Annotated in this window: 10 protein-coding genes, 1 rRNA gene and 1 pseudogene; 2 read left to right on the top strand and 10 right to left on the bottom strand. The window is 43.6% G+C overall.

What is annotated here, in order from left to right; genetic code table 11:
• Positions 1–7 precede the first annotated feature (7 nt).
• Positions 8–4024 (top strand): caspase family protein, encoded by a 4017-nt coding sequence (locus tag CJ305_RS14855; RefSeq protein ID WP_099647084.1) that lies wholly within the window; start codon positions 8–10, stop codon positions 4022–4024.
• A 13-nt stretch (positions 4025–4037) separates the two neighbouring features.
• Here CJ305_RS14855 and CJ305_RS14850 read toward each other — a convergent pair whose 3' ends face one another.
• The 7 genes and pseudogenes from CJ305_RS14850 to CJ305_RS14825 all read right to left on the bottom strand — a co-directional run bounded on the left by CJ305_RS14850 (position 4038) and on the right by CJ305_RS14825 (position 14682).
• The gene (locus tag CJ305_RS14850; RefSeq protein WP_189319464.1) at positions 4038–5714 is read right to left on the bottom strand and encodes a CHAT domain-containing protein; all 1677 of its coding nucleotides are present in this window, start codon (positions 5712–5714) and stop codon (positions 4038–4040) included.
• Positions 5715–5849: 135 nt separating this feature from the next.
• A pseudogene (locus CJ305_RS19835) lies at positions 5850–5906 on the bottom strand (hypothetical protein); the annotation flags it as partial.
• A gap of 14 nt (positions 5907–5920) precedes the next feature.
• Positions 5921–6649, bottom strand: a complete 729-nt coding sequence (locus CJ305_RS14845) for a hypothetical protein (protein WP_099647082.1) — start codon at positions 6647–6649, stop codon at positions 5921–5923.
• A 19-nt stretch (positions 6650–6668) separates the two neighbouring features.
• Positions 6669–11819: a caspase family protein gene (locus CJ305_RS14840; protein ID WP_099647081.1), complete on the bottom strand. Its 5151-nt coding sequence runs from the start codon at positions 11817–11819 to the stop codon at positions 6669–6671.
• Positions 11820–11843: 24 nt separating this feature from the next.
• Complete coding sequence (locus CJ305_RS14835) at positions 11844–12614, bottom strand: hypothetical protein (protein ID WP_099647080.1); 771 nt, start codon at positions 12612–12614, stop codon at positions 11844–11846.
• On the bottom strand, positions 12590–13765 hold the full coding sequence (locus CJ305_RS14830) for a CHASE2 domain-containing protein (protein WP_099647079.1): 1176 nt from the start codon (positions 13763–13765) through the stop codon (positions 12590–12592). Before CJ305_RS14830 ends, CJ305_RS14835 begins: the two co-directional genes overlap by 25 nt.
• Before the next feature lie 2 nt (positions 13766–13767).
• Positions 13768–14682, bottom strand: coding sequence for a hypothetical protein (locus CJ305_RS14825; protein ID WP_099647078.1), 915 nt, complete (start codon positions 14680–14682; stop codon positions 13768–13770).
• 216 nt (positions 14683–14898) lie between these two features.
• On the opposite strand from CJ305_RS14825, the gene CJ305_RS14820 reads away from it, so the two are divergent.
• Positions 14899–16788, top strand: coding sequence for a metallophosphoesterase family protein (locus tag CJ305_RS14820; protein WP_099647077.1), 1890 nt, complete (start codon positions 14899–14901; stop codon positions 16786–16788).
• Positions 16789–17021: 233 nt separating this feature from the next.
• On the opposite strand, the gene CJ305_RS14815 is transcribed toward CJ305_RS14820, so the two are convergent.
• The 3 genes from CJ305_RS14815 to rrf all read right to left on the bottom strand — a co-directional run bounded on the left by CJ305_RS14815 (position 17022) and on the right by rrf (position 25125).
• Positions 17022–21611 (bottom strand): TonB-dependent receptor plug domain-containing protein, encoded by a 4590-nt coding sequence (locus CJ305_RS14815; RefSeq protein WP_099647076.1) that lies wholly within the window; start codon positions 21609–21611, stop codon positions 17022–17024.
• Positions 21611–24418 carry a carboxypeptidase-like regulatory domain-containing protein gene (locus CJ305_RS14810; protein ID WP_099647075.1) on the bottom strand — a complete coding sequence of 936 codons (2808 nt, stop codon included), beginning with the start codon at positions 24416–24418 and terminating at the stop codon, positions 21611–21613. The genes CJ305_RS14815 and CJ305_RS14810 overlap by 1 nt, the downstream gene beginning before the upstream one ends.
• Positions 24419–25016: 598 nt before the next feature.
• Positions 25017–25125, bottom strand: a 5S ribosomal RNA gene (rrf, locus tag CJ305_RS14805).
• Between the last annotated feature and the right edge of the window lie 120 nt (positions 25126–25245).

Here is a 25245-nt window from a genome sequence, read left to right as displayed (position 1 = left end):
AGCCTGTATGCTCAGATATATTAAATACCTTATTTTGCTTACAGCCTGCACCTGCTTGGCTCAACAGGCAAGCCTGCGCACCAATTTTGGTCTCAATACCTGGGATTACCACCTGGGATCTGCAAGTACGCTAAATGCCAACCAAAACCGTCTGGTGCTACACAATTTTAAGGAACTTAGCGTATGGGATCTCGAGCATTTTGTGGTGTTGAAAAATATAAGTCTTGAGGGCCGAATCAAAAACGCCTCAGGTTCAGATGCTCAGGACTATCGCATTCAGGGGGTTAGTATCAGTCCATCAGGTAAAATTCTGGGCTATCAACAAATTATAAATACCGAAGACGAGAAGCAGCCTGATGCCTTTTACCTGCTGATTGATTTGGATACTGGGAATGAGATTCAACGTTTTACGCTCGAAGAGCCTGTGCAAGCTGCGTACTTTGATTCAGAAAACCGTATTATCATCAGGAGCTGTATAAACTATTGCGAGCAACTGCGCATTCAGAGCTACGACCTTAAAACACAAAAACTCGATTTTCACGAATTCAAAGCACGTGCTGAGCTCAGTTATACCGAAAGCCTGACAAGTCTAGATACAGGCAGCGTACGCAAAGAGGTTTTTTTAGACCGCGAAGATCTTTTTCTATACGACTATCGAACCCAAAAGCGCATAGATCTGCAGAAACCTGCCGCATTCAACCCGCAGGAGACGTATGCAACCGATGTCTTCTTTGGCCCTGGCAACACCCTGATTTTCAAACACACTTCCGCCGTGTCAGTATTAGATTCCGCTACCGGGACCTTGCTGCTTGACTCGTTTCCCTCTGCGGTACAGGATCATTTTGACCTCAACGGAACCCTCAATCCTGACGGCGACTTCATGCTCTATACGCGGGAAAATGCAGAAAAAAAACTTACGCTTTACCTGTATAACCTGGCTAATCAAAAAAGCAGCATTCTGGGATTACTGGACGCCAACTCTCAAACCGTTTACAATACGCTGACCCACCCCCTACTGCAAGAACATGATTTCAATTTAAATCGCAGCCTGTTGCAATTGCGATTTCAACAACGGGCGCTTAGCCTTCAGGCTAAGAATTATGTATTTGGAGCTAATGATTCTAAATGGGTAACGGTCTACGACGATGGCAGCCTCCTTGTTTTTGATGCTAAAACCGGTAAACAAAGCCGCTTTAATGCACTCGATTCGCTTAAACCGGCCTATTCACAAATTTCACATATTGCCTTTTTCAAAAATCATCTGCTGATGGTTTTTATCACATCATCAAATAAAATAGAACTCATTGCCTTTGATCTGGAGAAACTGGAGTTTACGCAACAACTCACCCTGCCCGAAACCAATGCCTGCGATGCCTTTACCATTATTCCGGAAGAACATAAGGTAGTCTTGCAGATCAATTCGTATGTAGAATCAGGAGGATGGACCTTTGGCTCTAAAGGTCGCAAAGATGTGGTAATTGACCTCAACAGCTTTAAAGTCCTGCCCATAAGCCGGTTTGAAGATCAGCTTTACGATGTGCTCTATTATACCAATTCCGGTACCGAAGTTGTAGGCTACAAGGCCGGCAGAGGAAGCTCGGTATATGCAGCAGAAAGCTTTAGGCTGCTAAAAAATTACCCCAATCAACTCTATTTTAAAGAGGCCGGCAAGGTCTATTTTCTGGAAGTCCTAAAAGACAGCATTCAGGAAGAACGTATAACAGATTGCTGGGACTGTGAGGAGTTTTTTAAAACCGACACGGTTACGGTTATACGCCCCGCAGGTTTGCGTTTACACACTGCAAAGAAAACGATTAGCCTTACTCCTTCAGCAGACCGGCTTGCAGATTTAGAAATCCGAAACACCTTTTTCTACGACCTGATTCATGAAAAACAACAGGTTCATTTTAAACGGAACGGCAACATCCTGTTTACGGTTGATCTCAAAAAAGGCAAACTCCTCGAGGCTAAAAATACCAGTCTCCTGCCTCACCTTCAAACCGATACCGGAAGTATCTATTTGCAAGACATTCAGGAAAACGAAAATACTTTTCGCTTTGAGGATGAAGAATACACCTACGGACCATCTATACGCTACACCTCATCGCCTGATGCCAAAGACTATAGGTTTCTGGAAGTAAAAAACGCTTCCCTCTTTTATGATTTTGAATACCTTTCTGACCGCTATATTGCTACCCGACGCGTAGGTCAGGGCCAGATTTTTTCGATAAATTCTGAAACCGATTTACCCCAGGTTCTCACCCAGGACCCGGAAATGCCCGATATCTACGTGGAAGCTGATTTAACCAAAAATCTAAGCTTTAGCTTTATTGACGTGGAAACTCAAACACAAAGCGATCTGGTGCTTGATGACCGCTGGATCGGCACTCCGCCTCAAAAGCTTTTCTTACGTCTGGGCGATCAGGTATTTTTTAACGACAGCCTTACCAATCACCTACACCGAATGGATTTTGAGGCTACGCCTGCAAAAATAACCTCCAGAATTACCCCGTTGGAAACCTATCTCCAATATAAACCGGATGCGCCACAAAAAACAAAATTTACCTACAGCGAAAACGACAATCTGGTAGCTGTCAAAACCGCAAAAGAAGACAGTTTACAGCCTTCTGTATTGATGCTTCCCGAGGGCGATTTTATCATTGCCTATCCTGACAATTACTTTATGGGTACACGGAATATCTTTAAATACACCTGGTATGCCGAGGGTGAAAAGATTTACCAACCCGAACAATTTGATCTGCGCTACAACCGGCCTGATATTGTTTTAGAACGCCTGGGCTATGCTGACAGCACCACGCTGGCGGCATATAAAAAACTCTACGAGAATCGTCTTAAAAAAATGGGGTTTAATTCCAAATCCCTGATTAAGTCTACGCTGCCGGAGGTACGCATTGTAAACCAGAACAACATCAGCGGGACCAACACAACTGGAACACTACAACTTACCCTGAGTGCCGGTGCAAATGGCGGTGAGCTTGAGAGCCTGCATATATGGATTAATAATGTGCCTATTTACGGCGTTGAAGGCATTAAAATTGCTGACGCGGAAAAGAAGAAACTTGCAAAGGAACTGCGTATTGATTTAGCCAACGGCTCAAACACCATTCAGGTGAGTGTACGGAATACCGAAGGTATTGAAAGCATTAAGGAAACACTTATTGTAGATTGCTTTAAAGATCAAAAGGAAAAGGATCTCTATCTGGTGAGTTTAGGGGTTAGCAGTTTTAAAAATTCAGGATACAACTTAAAATATGCGGCTAAAGATGCCCGTGATATCACCCAATTAGTAAAAACCAATGAGCTATTTAATCAGGTTCACGTGCTTCAGCTCCTAAATGAAGAAGTTACGCCTGCTGTGCTTCCTAAAATACGCAACTTTGTAAGTAAGGCCGGGCGGGATGATGTGGTGATGGTTTTTCTGGCCAGTCACGGTCTTTTAACGTCAGATTTTGAGTATTACCTCGCTGGCAATCAGACTAACTTTGACAATCCCGCTCAGGGTGGGATTTCATACGAAGCCCTGGATGCCAGTCTTGACGGAATCCCGGCGCTTTCTAAAATCCTCATTCTCGACGCCTGCCACAGCGGCGAACTCGAACCGGAATTTACCAGCCTGAGCACAGCTGATAACGCAGATAAAGACGGAGTGATTAAATCGCGTGGCGCTATTGTTGTTACGACCAAAGCATCAAAACTCGATGAGTACGAGCGGCTCAATCTGGATATTTTTACCGATCTCAGACGCGGCTCGGGAGCTTTTGTGCTTTCTTCAGCCGGAGGTGCTGAGTTTGCCTACGAGGGAGACCAGTGGAATAACGGCTTGTTTACCTACAGTTTTATAAATGGCATCAAAACCCGTAAGGCCGATCTTAATGCAGATACGACCATTATGCTAAACGAACTGCAGGAATACGTCTCTCACGAAGTAAAACGACTTTCAGACGGCAGGCAAACCCCGGCTTTCCGATCGCAAAACATCGCGCTCAATTACCGCTTGTGGTAACTTTGGGAGCACCTTATTCTATTAAAACAAAAGCGGCCCACTTGTAAGGCTCCTTTTCATAAACGACCCTCATCTGCTGCTGGGCTTTTCGAAATGCTTTATGAACTGTAGTTTTATCAGTGATCCAAAACCTATAAAACAACTGCATGAATTCGGCTGTTTCTTTATCGGGAACTTGCCATAGACTTAAGATTAAGGTATCTACCCCTGCCATTTTAAAAGCCCTTTTTAAGCCATAAACTCCTTCGCTCCCTTCAATAAAACCCAGCCCGGTTTCACAGGCGCTCAGGATTGCAATTTTAGTATTCGATAAATCAAGATGGGAAATTTCTAAAGCCGAAAGTATTCCATTTTCAACTTCAAAAGGATTCGAACCATATTCCCACGAAAAATTCGCACCGGCGAACAACAAACCAGAATGCATCAATTTATTATCCGAATAGAGATATGGATTGTTATGACGTTCCTGAATAACCACTCGCGGCAGTGCTCTGTTATAAAAAAAACCATGGGTGGCAAGATGTATCAAGTGAGGGCTATCTCCATTTAAATGCTTAAATGCAGCTTCTGTACCGTTCTCATCAGTAAGGCTTTTAAATTGAAGACCTTCATTTTTGAGAATCCTGATTATAGAATCAAGCTCTGTTCTGGTTCCCGGTAAAAAGTTCCATTTAGAAACCACAAGATCTTCGTTTTTAGTATAGTCAAATTCAGTATTGGTTTGTCTCCTTAAATAGGTATAATTACCTGACTGATCAGCTTCCAAAGGATAGTTATAATTGATTCCCCCATACAAAATGGCAGATTCTATCGTGATTAGGCCTTTGGCACTTTTTATATCTGAGGTGTTTACAAGTTGAGTCAAATCATACTTATGCGATAAAGAAGAATCAACTCTTGTGGTTAATGCTGCAAAGGGGACCTGATGTAAAATACCATCAGGTGCATAGTAAATGTGGTTAATACCCTCAAGAAATGGAGCGATGTTACCCCAAATTAGATCATAGGCCCGCTCATAATTAAGCGCTTTTGTTTTATTTATAGCAACTCTAGAACCACGGCTTGCAAATAATTCCTGAGGTGATGTGTTAAACAAGGTTTTAAAATCTTCCAACCGAAAAACATTTATCCTTCTGGGATTAGTCCATTCCCTTTTAATAAGAAAAGCAACGTATTGCTCATCTATAGTTTGACCTGTTTCGTCGTCTAACACAGGGGATCGGGCAAACTCGATTGCGATTTCTGATGTATTTAATTTCCGCTGAATGACTTTCCAATCCTTTAGAAATTTTGGTTCATTTGCTTTCCCATCGTAATAGAGGCGGTTAAGAGCTGCCCCAATAGCATCTCGTTCTTTTTCTAAATCCTGAATCAGAAAGGTGTAAGCCCCGTAGGGTAACTCGTGTAGTCTGGCAATGGAATCATTGTAGGTTTTAAATAATTCAAGCTGATTTAAAACTTCTGGCTCTTTGGAGTATTCAAGCGATCGTATAACCGCTTTCGAAGAATTTAAAACCAGGCCTTTAATCGTTAAAATGCAATTAAGAGCGCTAATAATTAACTCCGGATGTTCAATGGTCAATTCATCAGATAAACTTAAAATTTCATTGAAATACTCCGTTAAACTTTGAAGGTACTTTTGCTTTTGGCTTTCGCCAGTAAACTGAAATATTTGTTCAATTTGCTTCAATAAACCCACATTTGATTTCAGGTAGATAGCAACCGCATTTTCATAATCCTGCTCTTTTAAATAAAGCTTGCCCAATGCACGTAATTTCACAAGATATATTTGAGTATCCTTCCCAACTGATTCTTCGATTAGAGCAATTTGAGACTCAAGACTTTGAATTGCTTTTTTATAATCACCGGTACTGGTATAAAGATTTGTAAACTGGTCTAATACTGTAAAAAATAGCTATTGTAATAGCTGTGTGTGCGATTTGAATCCAGGATAGATCGTATAGTTATCAACATTTCCAAAGCCTCAGCATACATGTTCTTCAATTCTAAAATTCGAACATAGGGAAGTGCAAAGGGAACAATATCTAAAGGAGTGCCATTTTGTGCCTGTACCTGATCAAATGCTTTTTGAATGTAGTTTTCGGCATTATCGTAATCACCAAGCCTTGTATCGGTATTCACGATATTAATCATAATGTGCTGGTTAAGCTCAGGATCTTTGAAGTTTGATTTTACTATTAAAGCTTCAGCTTCCTTAAAATAGCTAACTGCCAGTTGTAAACTCTTTGCACTAATACTGCCCATCCATACTTCCTCTTCTAAATTTTTATAGCGGGCCAATAATAGATACTGATCTCTCAGATGCTCTTTTACATAATTTTGCGCTTTCTTTAAAGCTGGCAATGCCGCTTGAGAATTATTTAATGCTGTATATACTTTAATCCATTCAGAAAGGACCTGAGTGAAGAAAACCGTTTCCTGTTCCTGCGGAGTACTTAATTCTAAAAGGGTTTTTAATAGTGCAAGTGCTTCCTTGTAATTTTCTGTATATACATAATCAACCGCTTGTTCCAAGCGCTCTTTTGAACCTTCCCGAACTTGTGAAAAGCATAAGGCATTTCCAAAAATTACTAAAGCAATTAGCAGGTAGAAGGTTTTTTGCATTATGTCGTCTCTTTATTCATTACCACACCGTAAAATCATATTCCAGGTTTTCTTTTCGTGAGGTAGGATTCTGCTTGCCGTTAGTGAGTTCAGAAACCTTATCAAACACGTAGCTTTTCAGTTCAGATACCTGCACAGCTCCATCTTCATTGAGGTCACAGTTACCTGATTTGAGCCCCTCAAGCATGGCATAGGTAAAAACGCCGTTTTCCCAGGCTTCTCCCTCATAGGCATATTCCAGACCACTTGCCGAGCTGATCACCGTGGCACCGGTGCCCCGCCTTAAATCGGAAAACAGCAGCTGCATCAGTTCAAAAGAATTTTCAAGTCCCAGTTGCTTGCTTTTTGATTTTACCACAATAGAACCCCGTTTTCCGGCTTTAACTTTAGAGTTTGTCAGCTCCTGTTCTGCCAGAGCGGTTTCTTCCTGATCTACTTCCCCACTATGACAGGCATCAATGATGAGCAGTTTATTAAGTGCCGGAATACCATCCAGCAGGTTCTCAAGTCCATCGTAGGCCAGTCCCTTTTCCTGGGGGTTTTCAAAATCCATATCGTAAGTACCCAGATAATAATTCATCTCCGCATCAAGCACCCCGTGCCCGGCAAAAAACACGATCACCACATCGTTGATGCGCGATTGACTAAGGCTGTCTTTGAGTTTGGTTATACCGACCTTAGTCACCTGCTCATCCGTCAGGTTATGCTGATGAATTTTTCCGTAACCGGCAGTATTTTCAAGGGCATAGGCAATCAAATCCCGCGAATCTTTTGCTGCATACTTCAGACTATAACCCGAATCCTGATAGGTAGAAACGCCAATACTTACCACATACAAATCAGGCTTCGGTGTGGGAGCAGTAGAGTTAATTACAAAGGTTTTCTTTAAACTTTCAACTCCCGAAGTATTGACCACTGCCACCTGTACTTTATTGCTTCCGCTTGCCAGATTTAGATTAATGTTTTCAGACAGGCTTCGCGTATTTTGAGCACGCACACTGCGCCCTTTTGAGCCGTAGACGGGCACATCATTAATCCAGACCAGAATACGATCCAGATCATGATTTTTATCGGTTGCGCGTACGTCAAAACTCAGGTTAGCTTCCGATGTGGTGGCTGGTAGATCTTTGGTAAGTAATTCCAAAACCGGAAGCTCAAAGTCCCCTGAAAGTCCTTCTTCCTTAAAACCCATTTTAAACAGCCGCTTTTCATAGGCCATCTCATAGCCCTGCTGCAACAGGGAATCAGTAATTCCCAGATGTACCAGATTGTCAATAGCTTTATCGGGGCGATTGTAAAACAGGTCAAATTGCTCAAAAGGATATACCGCATCACCCTTCTTAAACGCCACAGCCTCTCGGGCCTCTTTAGAAGCATAATAATACCCATCGGGATTGGAGAGTATAAACTCCCCGTCTTTCAAAAACGTAGCCGAATACAACAGCTTAAAACCTTCCTGACTATCAAACACGTTGATCAGGTTATCGTCACCCAGAACCATCAGATAGCGATTAGCAACTTGCAGGTTTGTTATATGCGAAGTGCTCCCCGCAAAAGAATAGACGGTCTTCATATCTGGTACGGCCAATACTTCGACAGAGCCGTTTTCATAGCCTAAAATCAAACTTTTACTGTCTTCAGCAAACAAACCGTTTACGATATCCAATCCCTTTACATAGCGGTCGTATACCACTTCACCGGCTTCCAGGTCTTCAATTTTAAGATGAAAATCTTCCAGATAGGCATAATAGCGACCGTCTTGAGAATACGCGTCCAGTGCCGAATGATATTTGATTCGGTAGTCCAGAAAGCCTTTCTGTTCTTTAAGGTCTATACTGTGATCTCCAGATTGCACCGAAAGCTTTCGGGTGGCGGGCACATAGGTGATTTTATTAAACACGATCAGGGAGTCTGCTGTGCGCTTTATACCTGTACCTGTTAATAGAAGTTTTCCGGAAGCGTCAAGCGTCGTAGATTTTGGGGTAAGGGAAAAATATCCCGGTACTTCATTCAGATTCACTACAGGCAGGGCTGCTTTGGTTTTTAAATCGTACGAATGCAAAACACTGGTAGCCTTATTTTTAAAACTCAGCACGCTGCCATCATCAGATAGTAAACTGCCGGAAGCATCGTCTTTAGAAACCGGAGTTGTAAACAGCAAGGCATCAGCCTCATTTGCAGCCCGGTATACGCGGTAATCGTTAGCCTGGCGGTAATAGAAAAGCTGTCCATCTTTAGAAAATTTACCAAAGTACGGATAGTTGTTTCCTTCCAGCTTGCGCATCTTAAACTGCTTGAAATCGAAAATAAAAATGCCGCTCTTGGTATTAAATGCCATCTGATCGCCCGTGGCATTCAGCTCTGCGTTGTAGATATCATTTTCAAAACGATCTATCTGCCACAGGGGAGTTTTAGTTTCCGCATCCCAGGTGATAAGATTTCCCCAGCTATCTGCACTGGCATACAGCTGGTTTACCGGATCGTAATCCAAACTGGAAATCAGATTTATATGCTCCTGCTCAGCAAACATAAATTTCCACGATGTGGTACCGGGCTCCAGATACGAAAGGCTTACATCACCGGGCACCATACCCACCAACTCGTCATTCAACCCATAAACCGAAAGTTTGCCACGGGTTTCGTAAGTAATTCTGCCTGTTTCCACATCCAGAACCTTCAGCTTGTTGGGACTGTCCATTTCTACAAAAGACAACTGGTTTCCGGAAGCATTAAAACTCATTAGATCGTTCCAATACGTATTGCTTTTATCAGGAGCACTGCGTGGATACGCCGTCAATTGCTGCAGCTTTAATTGCTCATCTACCGAGAAAACCTTGATATAGCTGTTGCCGTAAGTCGCGATACGCTTACCGTCCCGGGACACGATCAGGTTGATGATTTGACGGTCTTTTTCAGCCTCCGGATTTACATCAAGCGTGCCCACCACAAGTCCTGAATTGCTATGAATCAAAAGCGGATAATGCCAGCCGTGTACATTAAGCCCTACTACCGTATTAAAATTGGGAAAAACCTTCACCTGATGAATGCTGCGGTTACGGGTTTTAAAATCCAGAAATTTCCTCGACTCTCCGGTATAGGCATCAAAAAATTCAACAGCCTTGCCCGAGGCTACTACTAAAGTCGCACTATCCTGCAAAAAGTCAAGATCGTTAATGGTGTTATTTTGGGTACTGAACTCACTGATTAAAAAACCGGTTTGCACCTCCCGGACTTTAATAACCGATCCGTCATCACTGGCGAGCAGTTTACCGTCCCGGCTAAAGACCACCTGTCTTATGGCACTGGTATTTGCGCTTTGCACCAGCAGTTTAGGTTTGGGATCAGTGATTTTTTTATATACCACAGGATTGTAAAAGTTGGCAGTAAGCACACCGGGGCCTGATGAAGTCACATACAGGCTATCGTGCAGCTTCAGGTTTTTAACCCAGGCAGAATCGAGATGAATGCTGTGCACCAGACGACCCTTTTCGGCATCCCAAAAATGCATGTCTCCGGCAACATCGGCGGTTGCCAAATAGGTCCCGCTTTTATCGTAATCTATGCCGTGAATAAAACTGGAGTGTCCTACGATTACATCTTTGTTTTCAATGGTATCCTCCCGGTTTAAAATCACTTTTACAATACGCCCCAGGCTGCTCAGGGCTGCTTTATTATGGGAGATACTAATTCCTGTTATTGCGTTAGAAAGCGCCGGAGTAAAATCGCGTTTAAGGGCAAAGGCCTGAGTTTGCAGTTCATAAACGGCATAATTTCCGGTGCGTGTGGCGATTACGAGTTGTTTTCCGTCAAAAGCCAGGGCTGTGATGTGCTGATCCTGTGGAATTTGAAGTACCGCACGTTCCTTACCGGTTTTGATATCATAGGCCATTACCTGATGTGCTCTCGGAAATCCTGCGACGATGACCTGTTCCGAAATATTGAGGCTTAAAAATTGTGGAGCAGTCTTCTGCTTATGCGCAAAAGCCAGGCGTTCTTTTTGGTTTTTTAAGTTCCAATACCTGAGGTATCCGTCGTGGGTTGCAAAGGCTAGGGCATCCCCGTCGCCGGTCACCGTATTTACAAGTCTGGAATTGAGACTGATTTGCTTTGGAGTTTTTGCAGTGTCGTTCCCTAAAACGAGTGAACTATCAATAATCACAGCGACTTCACCGCTTTCGGGATTGATAAAACTGCCCTTTGACAAAAAGTCTTTAGCATAAAACCGGTTGATCAGATTGCCTTCCAGATCCCGAAGCTCCAGTCGCTTTTTAAAATTGAGCACAAAACCGAGTCCTCTGATAAACCTAAAATCTTCTAAGCCCGGGTCAAATTCCAGAGCCTCTTCCCCACCCTGCTGGTTAATTAGAAACACCTTATCAAATGATTCGTACAACAGAAGCTGGTCTGTAAGCAATTGCATCCCAGCATTGAAGGTTTGAAAGGCCTTTTCAGGCTGAATGCTTTCGCTGGTTTTTTGGCCCTGATAATTGTAGAAACTGAGTCGCACATCAGAACCTGACGAAGATTGCGGGGCTCTTTGCTGTACTACAAACTGCTGCTCTCCAAGCACAAAATTGTTTACATGCTGCAGGTTATAATCAGTCTGCCTGTTGAGATCTGCAACGGCAAGGGCTTTGAGAAAACCTATACCCTGAACAACCAGTTGACGGCCGTCTGGAGTAAACTCCAGGCGGCTTACAATCCCGTCAAATGAGGTTTGTTGCGTTAGAGCCTGATCGATATCCCTAAAAACCAGGTTTTGACTTTCCTGGCTTACAAATGATTGATTTGGAAAGGAGAACGCCCGGGGTGCATACAGGTCGGTAGCATAACTCACTTTTTTTTCAAAAGCGATTAGATCCCAAACCTCCGTCTTGTTGGGATAATGAATGAGGAGTTGTTCGCCGCTTTCATCAAAACTCAGCGCCGTTGCCGTGTAGGTGTTTCCACTAATTCTAAAAACAACATCGGCGGTATACATATCATACAGCAACACCTCTGTATTGGGGTAGACGGCCATTGCGACCATACCCGATTTTGCATTGGCATCAAAGGCGGTAATCGACTCAATACCCGAAGGGGTGTAGGCAATGTCCTGTTTTTGACTAAAAACACCTGTAGTGGCCAGTAAAAAAAGGCACCAACAACTTATTATTTTGATACATCGCATAGAACCTGTTTTAGAGTTATCGGGCTATTTGCAAAGCCCATATTCTTCACACAACAGCTTTTCCAGCTCTTGTTTGGAAAGTCCTGCCAGCAGAGGGTTATTCAATTCGGATATGAACGCTTCGCGCAAGACTTCGTACTCCGCTTTAGTAATATGTTTAAAACTGAAAAAACGCAGATTGCTTAAATTGGGAAAAGCTTCCGTGGTAACCGCCCATTCATAGGATTTTCCTTCTTCAAAAAAGGGATTGTCGTAAAACGCCAGACTGCTACCGTTGCTTTCCAGTTTTAAGACGGCCTCACCTTCCGCTTCGCGAATAAATAAATAGCCTGAAGCTTCCGGAGCATCCTGTAACCATCGAAATTCCAGACGCGAACCGGCAATATGTGAACGGTCTGCCGGAAACAACATCAGGCTTTCACCCCTGAAGACGCCGCCTATTTGTGTGGGTTTGGTGCTATTTCCCAACAATTCAGACCAGATGTATTTGAAATAATTAGCCGATAGATTTTTAGGATAAACCTGCGTCTTACGTTTTAATAACATAGCGTGCGTGTACAAACCGGGATCGTTTGCGGTATAAAGCAACCCGTCTTTACTAATCGCGGTAAGACTGGCCTGAGGTTGTAGTTCTACCTTTACCTGAGGGGTAAGCAAAGCTCCCTTTTGTACCCGGGTTTTAGCATTCAGCTTACCCTTTAGCACAATGCCTTCCGTTTGATACACATACAGGCTGTCTTGCGCCTGTGCATAGGAAGCCAAAAAACAAATCAATCCAATAAGTAGCTTTTCCATGGGTATCCTTTCCGTATAACTCGTTGAAAATAAACGTAAAAATCAATGCATTCTAAGCCTAGAATAACCAGAACCACCGCGGGTAAAACCGCGATATAAATGCCCCAGTCCATCAGAATCAGGGCCCCATACAGCAACAGCACGGGAATAAGCAGTTGCAGGATTTTAATACTCAGGTCAAATACCACATCGCTTTTTTTATGGATGCGCATACCCGCCAAAATGGCCAGAAAACAAAATAAAACCGCGATGCTTAGCGACAGGGGCTTTGGCACTTTATAAAATCCCACTCCCGTTTTTAGATTTTGTAAAATCGTGGCGTGAATGTAAACCCCATAGGTATCGGGAATACTTCGGCCTGTAAAATTGGGATTTAAAGGCGTGAAATGCCGGTCTTCAATATCGTAAGGGTTTCCGGTAGGAGTTCCGGCGTAGCCCAGCAAAACCACCGCATTAGTTAAAACCTGAAGATCTTCCCGCTCGTTGATTTCTTCTAGTGTGAGCGTTAAAAAAGAAGCCGCACCTCCCGAATACCTTATGGGAATTTCGGTATCGTAATGTTGCTTTAATGCAGTTTCATTCAGGTAACCTGCTTTAACGGCCAGCTTCCCGGCAAACGCATATCGCGTGACCGAATCTTCTTTTAAAACTCCGGTAAACTCGCGTACCACACGCGAATTCCCATCCAGATTGAAGTTGATAAAACCGCCCTGCTCCTGATCGAGTTCAAAAAAAGGATGAGACTCCTTCAGGCTCCCATTCTCCAGATACACGGCATGTATCCGGTTTTCAGTTTCTGACAGCGCCAACCGCAACTGTTCATCGGGAAAATCGGCTTTGCGTTCTTTAAAAATGAGATCTATACCTACGGCTTTAGGTTTAAATTTATTGATTTTTTGGAGGGCCTGCGCAATAGCAAAACGATCGGCCTGCCCTACATTGACCACGATGATTTCAGGATCTGCCTGCTTGCTGTAAAAATTTTTAGAAAAATAGAGATCGGTAAATTCAAAATCCTCAAAGGCTCTTGAGAAGGGGTCAAGTATTGAAATATTGAGCACCAAAACATACAGCAAACCGCTAACGATGCAGGTAAACAGGGTACATAGCAACGCATCGGAAAAGAGGATTTTGGGGTGTCTTTTTTTCACAGTTAGTCCTTACCTAAGATTTTTTGAATGGTGCTCGAACCGTTTTTAATGATCGCATTCTTATTGTCTGAAAGTATACTGGGCAACTGATTGATGTATTTGCTTTTACCTCCTTCATACTCCTGAAGCTGTACATTGACCTTCACTACCCCGTATTTTCCAAAATCAGCATCTTCAGCCCGATACGGAATGTCGTAATACCAGGGCGACAGAATAGGCGTTTCGATTTGATTTTCGGTGCCGTACTTCAGATTTTTTAAATCGTATTCCTGCTCAATCAGGACTGCTTCCATCGGGGTATTGTCTGCACTGCGCCACTGCCCGGTTATAGATACCGATAACCGCGCGTTTAGGTTTTCATCTTCATAAATCTTGGTACGCGAAAACAGAATGCGCAATTCATTAAAACTCAGCCGGGAGACGCCGGGGTTTTCGGGATCGCTTTCAATAGCGATAACGGCCTCAAAATTGAGCAGATCTTCCTTACTGTCCTGCACCCTGATAACATCATTCATCGTCATTGCGCCGGCAGCACCCCGCGATTTGGGCATCGTTTGCAAATCGCTTTCGATATAGCCCTTAAGCCGCTGTTCATCAGCTTCAGCTTGCGGAGCCGCGTATTTTTTGATACGAATCTCCGAATAGGTTTTCTCAACCGCGCCGAGATCGGTATTGTAATAATCGTTAACAGACAAAGATTGTGAATAGCTGCTGGTCAGGGACTTTGCCGTCTTTTCGGCCAGGTAATCGGCCCCAAAGAACAAACCCTGCAGAGCAACTTCTACCAGCCCACCCCGGCTTGCGGGTTTACGCAGTTCTACAACAAATTCTTCCTGGGCTTTGATTGCAGCGCGTTTGTGAACACCACAGGAATTGAACAGGAGTGCAATAAGAAGTAGAAGGGTAATTTTCTGCATAGGATTTCCATTTAGTTACTAAAATGTTAAAATACATGATTTTGTACAAATACCGAATCCTTTCTATAAATCTAATTCGCTCCCAATGTGATTAATTGACATATGAAAGACTTCTGAAAGGATTAAGCGCTGCGCAAGGCTATTTTACTTCCAGGAATACCTAATTTCGCTATTATCCAATTAGGCCCTGTTAAACAAAGCATACCCTGATCGCGTATGAATAGCTTCTTCCTCAATTTTTATAAGTCCGTTTTAATTCTTCTTCTTATTTGTCCGGTAACACAGCTCCAGGCGCAGGAAGAAACCACAAGCATTGCATTTCTGGCTGATGTACATCTGCAGGATGTGTTTGGTAAACTTGCAGATACTGACTATCGAGGACCGCTTTTACCGGGGACGACAAATCACGTCCTGATGCGTACGATGGAAGCCCAATTGCACTCTACACGTCTGTTTAATGAAAATTACTTTGCCTTTATCACGGCCCTTGAAGATATTGCCGCGCGGGGTGTACACTGGGTGGCGCTTCCAGGTGATTATACAGATGATGGGCAGCCGTTAAATCTAAAAGGCTTACACCGCCTGCTCAGAACGTTTGAAACCCAATACGACCTGCGGTTTTTTATTACCACCGGAAACCACGATCCGGCTGTTCCTTTTGAGACCCCTGCAGGTAAAACCGATTTTCTAGGTGAAAACGGAAAACCCCAACCTATTTTCAGTACCGAAGACATGTACACACCTAAAGCAGATGAGCATCCGGTGGTTGTAAGCCCGGATATGGCCAAAATGGGCTATTCGGGTGTTCTTGATGCTCTGGGAAGTTTTGGCTTTATGCCGCGACCGGAATATGCCTACTGGGCTACACCTTTTAGCAGCTATACTCCGCAGGAATATACCTATGCCAAAGCCCTGCAGGCCGCAAATCTCGAAGAGCGTCAATACCCCGTAACTCCAGACACCCTCCTGCCTGATCTGAGCTATTTGATTGAACTGAACAAAGACATCTGGTTATTGGCTCTGGACGGAGATGTTTTTGTACCTGACGGAAAGGAAGGTTTTGAAGGCGCGGGAACCGGATACAACCGGGTACTGAGTCATAAAAAACACCTGATTGCCTGGGTTGAAAAACTCAGTAAGCAGGCCGATGCGCTGGGTAAAAAGCTGATTGCCTTTAGTCATTTCCCGATGATTGATTTTAATGATGATGCTTCAGGCGAAATCGAAGCCCTAATGGGAGCAGGTAAGTTTCAGTTGTATCGTGTGCCTGATGAGGCAGTAGCTGAGGCTTTTGCTGATGCCGGACTAAAAATTCACGTTGGAGGGCATATGCATATCAACGATACCGGAAGACGAACCACCGCAGCCGGAAATACACTGATTAACATTCAGACTCCATCTCCTGCGGCTTACTTTCCGGCTTATAAAATTTTACATATTGGCGCCACAGGCATTGAAGTAGAAACCGTAAAGCTGAACAAGGTAACCGGTTTTAAGACCCTCTTTCCACTCTATAAAACTGAATACCGGCATCTTAAACAAACCCGGGAATCCGAAGCCTGGAATGCCGCTATTTTAAAGGTATCTGATTATAACGAATATACGGCCTGGCATTTACGCGAACTCATTCGCCTGCGCTTTCTGCCCGGGGACTTTCCCCAGACCCTGCTTAATTTCCTGCCCGAAATGAGCTTAGAACACCTGCTCCTGCTCGCATACGAGACTCAGGAAGAGCCCGAAACCTATCTCAGACGCTTGCAAAATCAGCCCGGCTTTGCCAAAAAAGAATGGAAACGCCTCCAACCCCTACGCAACACTCCCCTGAAACGGAGCATCTTAAAGAACCGTACCGGCGCAGACCTTATCTACGATTTCTACCGTCTGCGAGGTGGTGACGACCTGGCTAAACCCTTCATTACGGCAAACCAGTTGGCGCTGTATGAGCACCTCTATAAAAGCTTTAGTCAAAATCGGAATAAGTATCCAAATTCTGAACTCCGCCAACAGCTTCAACTCCTGATGCACATCCTTCACCGCTTTAATAACGGCCAACCTTCAGATCATTTTAAAATAGATTGGAACTCCGGCAAACTGGAGCGTTTATAAGAAGGAGTTTTCGGTTTTCGGTTTTCGGTTTTCGGTTTTCGGTTTTCGGTTTTCGGTTTTCGGTTTTCTTAAGGTGTAAAAGTGTTTAATCATTGAACTGTGTAATCGTTTATTTATAAATACTTTACACGTATATTCCTTGTTCTTTGTTCAACATCCACACCCTGCACTCTGCACTCCTCACTCTACCTTATATAAACTGCCCGCTGCGACTGCTAACTGATCTTGTATTTCTAATTTTCAATGTTGAGTTCAACACCTTTGGTCCAAAACTTAAAGTCCTCCCCGTAATACGGATAAACCGTACTCGCCGGAGCAGTATAGGTACCCGCCACATCGGTTTTAAGGTCGAGATTAATGCGTTTTATTTCAGAAGCTTCTATTGAGCGCCAGTACAAAACCACATAATTATCAACCACTTCGTAATAAGCGATTTGTTCCTCTTCCATCAGTTCTTTCAGCTGATAGGCTTGTACCGAAGCTCCTGAAGGGATACCCACTATTGCCGTAATCATACCTTTACCGAATGTATCTGTATTTTGTACCGCTACCTCCATACGAGCCAAATCTCCTTTCCTGACCATCAGTTCTGCCATCGTGGTTTTAAGTAGTACAGGAGTTTCGTTAGCATTCTCTGGCAAACTACTTTTCCACGAGCAATTGAATGTAAAGGGATAGGTAAGACCGGCATCTGAAAACAGCACGCTAAACGTGTTGCTTCCGGGCTTAAGGTACTTTTCAATACTATCTAATCTAAGTATTCCGTCTTTTAGGGCTACCTGTTTTAAATCGAGTTCACGTTCGTTAAGCTTAAGGGTGATATAGGAATCAGACTCCAAAGCCTTAGCGCTTTGTACCTGATTGTAATGCAGTAGCGCCTTTAAACACATTACCGTGGTTTGGGTATTACCAAAGGTTCCACGCTTTCTGTTCCTAACAAGATATTTTACCCCTTGAGTAACCAGATCGATTTTCTGATTTTCTCGCAACAAAGCGAGTATTACAAAAGCCGTGGTCTCTAAGTATTTGGCATCGCCGTAAGAGCGCGTGATGGTCGCATCGGTTTTCCACTCAAATCCTGTGCTTTCGTATTGTTCAACCAGTAATTCTAATAGCTGGTTGTAGCTTTCAGTATCTTTAAAATTATGCGCTGCCAGTGCCATTAAAGCCATTTGATACGCATCTTTAGAACTTAAAGCCATTTTTAGTGCTTGCTGATATTCCGCGGTGATTTCTGTAGTCACTCCTATTTCACTCAGGGCATAAACAATATAGGCGTTGGCGACTAATGGAGGCGAACTTGCAAAACTGTCATAGCCTTTTTTGCTTTTGTGAAAACCACCTTTACCATCCCGCTGATTTAATAACCATTTAAGCGTACGATCTAACATTTCCTGGTTTACACCGGGATATACCGCTTTCATCTCGGTAAACTCCAGAACACCAAAAGCGGTTAAGGTCTGGTGTGGGGGTGTTTTACCAAACCATTCAAAACCACCTTCCTTGGTTTCAAAACTTATAAGTCTTTTATAACCTTCCTCAATATAATCTAGCGCCTGTTTTTCAATTGAGGGACTGGATTTTCCTGTGGCTTTTAAATATTGAAGTACCATCACATTGGGATAGGTGGCTGAAGAGGTTTGTTCAAAACAACCGTAAGGCTTACTGATCATACCGGCAACCCCATTCATCGCTTCTCCCACCACATCCACATAAAGCGTAAAATCCCCTTCAAGGCTGCCGGGTACCGCATTTACAATATCAAAGCTGTAGTTTCCGGTTTTAGCATCACTAATACTGGTTTCTACCGGGAAAAACGGACTTACCACACTAAGGGTTTCTCTAAAGGAATCTGAACCGGTTTCCCCCTTGACCGACGCGCTCAATTGTACCGATGAACCTGCTTTAAGAGGAACGAAACGGAGTTCGATTACCTTGAAAGAATTTGCCGGAAGCACAAGATTATCAGGCACCTCAGAAGCATTAAGAAGTGCTAATTCTTCAGTAAACTGAAGGTCCAGGCTCAAGCTTTTAGCTTTAGAACTTTCATTACTAATACGCAATGGAATCTGCAAGGTATCGCCTATACTGGCGTATGCCGGCAACTTAACATCCATCCGCAGGACTTTGGAGACGCTGTACGCCTGTTCAGCATGTCCTAATCTACCCGTGGCTGCGACACCTTCGGCAATAATCTTAAACGAAGTCAGTGCGTCTGAATTGTAAAAGCGAAGACTGGCCTTACCTGCTGCATCAGTTTGAACTACCGGATTCCAATACAGGGTTTTTCTAAAATCAGTACGCGCTTCGGGTTGATTCTTCACATCATATACCGGCATATAAAACCGCATAGGCTGATCAAGCTCAACGGTAGTGTTGCTATCATAGACTTCAGTAACTGAATAATTTTTATATTTCTGGGAAAACAGGGTTTTGTTATTACCGTAATTTCTGTTTTTGGTGGTTATCAAAATCACCCCGTTTGCACCACGGGTACCGTAGAGCGCGGTAGCTGCTGCCCCTTTAACCACGCTTACGCTTTCAATTTGTGCCGCATCAAGTTGGGATAGGTTAAAATCATTTGACCCGGCACCCGTACTTACCGGTGAACCATCTAAAATAATCAGGGGGTTGTTATCTCCTCGTATACTGGCTGTACCGCGAATGCTGATCTGAGTATTTGCAGCACCGTTAGCCCCTGTAATCTGTACACCGGCAGCACGGCCTTGCAATACCTGAGCAGCACTGCCGGTTGCCCCGTTAAGCTCTTCACTGGTAATAACGCGAACAGCTCCCACTGCACTGGCTCGTTCAGACACCCCATAACCCACGACCACAACTTCATCAAGTGCGGCTTGATCAGCAGACAGACTTAAGTCCAGGGCGCGCTCGCGTAAAGGTTGGGCTAAAGGAGATACAGGCTCATTTAGTTTTACTTCGGGAGTCTTTTTCTCGGGTTGATTTCTGTTGAAAATAAAATCAGTATTCCCGTATTTTTGTTCAAGCGTTTCATCCAGATTGATACGCAATACCTGCCTGTCATCAGTATACGCAGCGACTACGTAGTAGTTAACGGCACCCGGCTTAAATTGAAAGTTCCCCTGAGCATCTGTTTTAAACGTGAGTATTTTTTTCCCATTACGATCCAGTACCAGTACGTTTGCCGCTACAGGTTCTCCCTCCCTGTTTTCAATGCGACCGTATACGATATCTTTACGCTCGGGATTGTATTTTAGTCCCTTGGCTTTTGATACGGGATTTTGTAAATAATCGCGCCAGCCGTGGGTAAGCATTATTAAATCAAGAGCTTCAGATTGTTTGGGTTCTTTCGTATCAAAATAAAATGCAGGCTCGTGAATGTCACCGTGAAGTTCACTGCTCATTAACAGATAGCTGTCTATTCGATCTTGCTTATCATCGGCTAAAGTAAGTAAGGCATTGTCTACCATCGCAATAGACAGGTTACTGCTCAGTGGATTGCCTTCAGCATCTGTTGTGCTGATCTCGAGATTAACCGGCTCTCTGGGTAAATAGCGTTCCTGATCAGGTTTTAAATGAATCTGCAGACCTTTTTCAGAATTGATAAATACAAGTCGTTCGCTTAGGATGATGCCTACGCGATCCTTTAATTGCAGTTTAACCATCCCTCGGGCATATCGGGTTACAGGAATACGCAGGCTGGTTGTTCCCGCTTCAACCGATAGTTCCCGGGTTTCCAGATGCTGTTGCGCTGCTGTTGTTAAAACGAGTTTTCCTTTGAGTTTAGCAGTTGTAAATACTTCAAAGGTCAGGTCACCCTGTTCCTGCTTTACCATACTCAATTTAGCTCCCATAAGAACCGTTTTGGGCAACTCATAAAGAAAATCAGACTCAAAAGGCTTTTTAATCTGCGCGAAATAGCGCTTTCCTGTTGCAGGATTTAAAAGCACACTTCCCATACCATCATGGTAACTGCTAAAGGGTACAATGGATTTTCCGGTTTCATCTACAATACTGCCGCTCACATCTGCAGGTCTTCCAAAGGGATCAAGGGCTTTAAAAGCCACCCGGTTAAGATTTCCTAATATCAGTTTCCCGCCCTCCGGCATAAATTGGAGGTCCAGCTTATCTAAAAGTACCGGGATACTACGAGAGATTGATTCTGCAACACCCTGATATGAAGCCTGTACCACCACCACGGCATCCAGGGTATTTAAATCATCGGGAAGCCGGAAACCTATTTTTTGTTTCCCGTCTGCCTGAGTTTTTAGGTTTTGCTCAGCTACAACCTGACCGTTCAGGTATAAAGAGGCTATTAGATCAGCACCGGCTAAGGGCTTATTGTTAAGATCTTCGAGCGCATAATCAGCACTTACCATACTGCCTTTACCATAGGCTTCCCGGTCAAACTCAAACTCAACCAGCAATTGTGGCACCACGACTTTTTGCACGGTTATTTCTTTTGTAAAAAAAGATTCTTCGCCCTGATTACGCATATACTGGCTGTAACTGCGTAGCGTATAAATACCCCCTACCCACTCTTTTTTTAACTGAAACTCGCCATAGGCGTATCCCAGATTGAGATAGTAGCGTTTGGTTTGCACCACATCTCCCGCCGGTGAGATCAGTTCGGTAACCAATACATCACTTATAGCCGAAGGCATATTGGTTTCATCAACCGCATAGGTTTTAAACCAAATGATCTCTCCCGGAAAATAAAAGGGCCGGTCTGTATGCGTGTACATTTTTTCAACCGCATGAAACTCCTGAGCGGCTATGCTACCCGATATACCGCAAATAAGCAGTAAAACAACCCATCTGTAAAAAGAACTATACTGACGCATTAGATTTTAAAATTTAAATGAATACCCACTTCCGCAGCCAGCGGCATATTGAAGTAATGGAGCGCATTCCCGGCAGTAGTGCCGAATAAATTACTGTACGGATTTGCTCCTTGAAAACCGGCGCTATTCCATAAATTGTTACCATACAGACTCAGACTAAGTTCTTTGAATAAATCGGTCTGCTCCTGTTTGAGTTCGTAAGTAAGACTTAGGTTTTGCAGATTAAGAAAACTCCCGTCGGCAATAGCCGCTTCGGCAACCCCTGCATAGCCATAGCGCACCCAACGATTGCTTGTAACTGGTGCATCAACCGGTGCAAAAGCGACAGGTCGGGTATTGGGCGTACCATCTGGTGCAATCCCGTCAAAAATATAATTGGTAAGGGTTCGGTCCCGGGCAGACTCCTGTGAGGTGCCCAGATAGTTTAAAACCTGTTGCGTACCATTCCACACCTTACCGCCCTGCTGCCAGTCTAACTTAAACTGCAGCAAAAACTTTTTATAACGCAGTGTGTTGCTCCAGCCCAGATTAAAATCGGGTATGGGATCTCCCAGAATTTGAGGTTCAACAGCTGTAAACGGGAACCCGTCGGCCGCTATAAGCAGATTGCCCTGCGCATCCCGTAAATAAGCAGAGCCGTACAAAACGCTAATGGGTTGACCTGTAATTAAATTTTGTGAAATCTCTTCAAATCCGGCAAGGGGTATTCTTCCGGCATTAGCATTTTTTAAACCAAGTACCACTGGATTATGCGTACTAAAACTAAAAGCGGTGCTATACCTAAAATTTCTTTTATCAGAGTAGTGGTACGTATCCAGTTCAATGGTTGCTTCGAATCCCGCATCGCGCAGACTGGCGATATTCTTAAGTTGCCAGCTACCGGCTTCAAAAACAGGAAATATCGCGTTTTCGGTAGTTGTGCGGTAATAATTCAGATTGACCGCTACCTGTGACCATAAATTCGCTTCCAGGCTGAGATCAAAATCGGTAATAGCTTCCAGATTTAAGGCCGAATTGTTAAATAAATCAGCATTAGTGGTGTACTGCTGACTTTCTGCAAGCTGAAGGTTAAGACTGTTGTACCCGTAATTGGAATAATAGAGTGAAAGATCGCCCACATTTTTGCTGTAGGCCGCTGTAAAGTTCAGTTGCCTTACAAAGTCACTGTAGAACAGACCACCCAGATTTGCTTTTAAAATAAAATCAGGAAGCCACCAGGCGCTTCCCTGCAGGGAGCTGGTAAAGAACTTTTGCTGCAAGGTAAGGCTAAAATTAAAGTCGTAGAAATCGGCATCGGCTCTTAGGGTGTTGAGCATTTGCAGGGTTGACTTTGAGGGGTTTTCCATACGTTGGGTAGAGATGCTGCCTGTTTCTTGAAAATCAAAGTCCAAGGCGCTATAAGCATAGTGCAGGCTAGCCGAAGGATTAAAATTCAAAAAATCAGTAATATACAGATCGCTCCACGCTACCTTTGCTTCGGTATTGAGGTTTTGACTTTCAAAATCTTTTTGAGTACGCAAACCTGCGGCAAAACCTGCAGTACCCGGGGGGAGATTTACTTCCTGCTCCTCGCCCGACTTATCATAATACGCCTTCAATCTCAAATGGAATTTTTCACCCTGATACGCAGCATTTCCCTGCAGGCTAAAGGCATCCTGAGTGATTTGGTTTTGATTGGTTTGAAGTAACCAATAGGGATTGTTGAAATTGCCCGGGCTAAAACTGCGCTGCATCCCGTTATCAAAACGATTACCCTGCGTGTTTGAAAAGCTGGGCGGGGTGATTAAACTGCTATAGTAAATCTGGTTATGCAATGCGTTGAGATTCGCATTTCCGGTTTTGGAGGTATTGTAACCGGCCTTAAACGTATAGGGAAAGGTACCGGAGTTTTTTTGATATCCCAGACTAATTCGGTTATAGACATTCCGGTCCTGATCGAAAAGATCCCGTTGCGTACCATTTGCGAGATCGAGTTCCAGTTTGTGGATATCGTAATAAACCGACACTTTAGTAGACGTAGCCGTATTAAATCCGGTATTGAAAACTGAATTGGAATAGGGCTTTACAGGCATTCCCGAGCCCTGTCCTGCTGCCACGGGTTTGCCATTACGATCGTAGGGATACGTAGTACCATCATACTCCAGATTGCTGAGTAAAGGTCCGTAGCTGAATAGCTCACCCGTCTCCGGCCCCCTGTAGGTCAGGCTACCATCAACCGGACGCCCCTGAGCATACCGGTTTTGCGTTTGATGCAGATTACGATCAGACACATATTGCAATCCCGAGCGTTGACTCACCCCAATTTCAAAAAAAGCCTCATCTGCAAAGGTAAATAGGCGCACCACACTATCCTGTTTGCTAATGGCTTTAATGCGATTTACATCAAAATACTTTCGGTTAACGGTATAGGTTAATGTGGAGGAATTCAAATCAGGAATACCATGAAAAGACGGGTTGTTTTGCCTTATAGCCTGCTCATAGGCTGAATTGCGGATGGGTGCTACAGCCGTTCTCAGCTGTTGCATTGTAACATCTGCTGCATCAAACATAGCTGCGGTAACTGGTATTTCGCGTGTAGCGTAACCCACATAGGTAATTACAAGAGTATCTCCTATCTCGCAGGTAATGGTATAAATACCATCAAAATCAGTTTGCACTCCCCTGGGCGTACCTTTTACCTGCACGACCGCACCGGGCAGGGGATTACCCTCATCGTCTAAAAGTTTTCCCTTGAGCACAGCCTCCTGTGCATAGGCATTAGCTGTCAACAGAAACAACAGGCCAAGCAGAAATTTGAAATAAGTCATGTAATAGGTCTTGCAGACTGTAGGGAAGGTCTTATAGGGATAAATTAGTAAAAAAAGACAAACATCCCACGTACTCCAATCGAGTTTTTAAGATATTATTTAAAGTGCATTTTGTTTTTTACACTTTTCACCTGTTACTTTTTGACTTTCACCCCATCTAAAACCTGCAACCAGAAAGACTCTGACTTTGATAACTCTGAATGCGGACTTTAGAAATAAGAATGATTTTGTACTTCTAATTTTGTATTTGCTACATTCTACTTTTAACCACTTACCTCTTACCAGTAAACTGCACACTGCGACTGCTAACTGATTTTATATTACTAATTTCGTATTTATTTTTTCAGGGCGTTCCCTTCGGGACAGGCCTGCCTTTGCCGGTAGGCAGGCTTTTCGTTTCAATCTTTTAAACACCTGTTGTGTTTAAAAGGATTTCCACTGCAATCCCTAACGCAGATCTCATTCAAAGTTGAAGGTTTAAAATTCAAGGTCAGATCTCCAGTCTTTAGTCTCACATCTAATGTCTCAGATCTCATATCTAAACTCTGAGTTTAGTGCATAAAAAAAGTCCGCATCATAAACTGATGCGGACTTTAAAACAAGGCGGCGACCTACTCTCCCACGAGATGCAGTACCATCGGCGCTAACGGGCTTAACTACTCTGTTCGGAATGGTAAGAGGTGAGCCCCGTCGCTATAACCACCTTAAAAATTTAGTTAGGAGTCTTAAGTGTTGAGTTATGAGTTTTTAAAACCTATAACTTTTAACCTTTAACTAATAACTGCGCGTTTCGCGCTAATATTGTTGACATATTGGTAAATCATAAA

Origin of the sequence: Leeuwenhoekiella nanhaiensis, assembly GCF_002744755.1 — a bacterium.
GTDB classification, from domain to species: Bacteria; Bacteroidota; Bacteroidia; order Flavobacteriales; family Flavobacteriaceae; genus Leeuwenhoekiella; species Leeuwenhoekiella nanhaiensis.
This window is presented reverse-complemented; position numbering and strand designations above follow the sequence as displayed.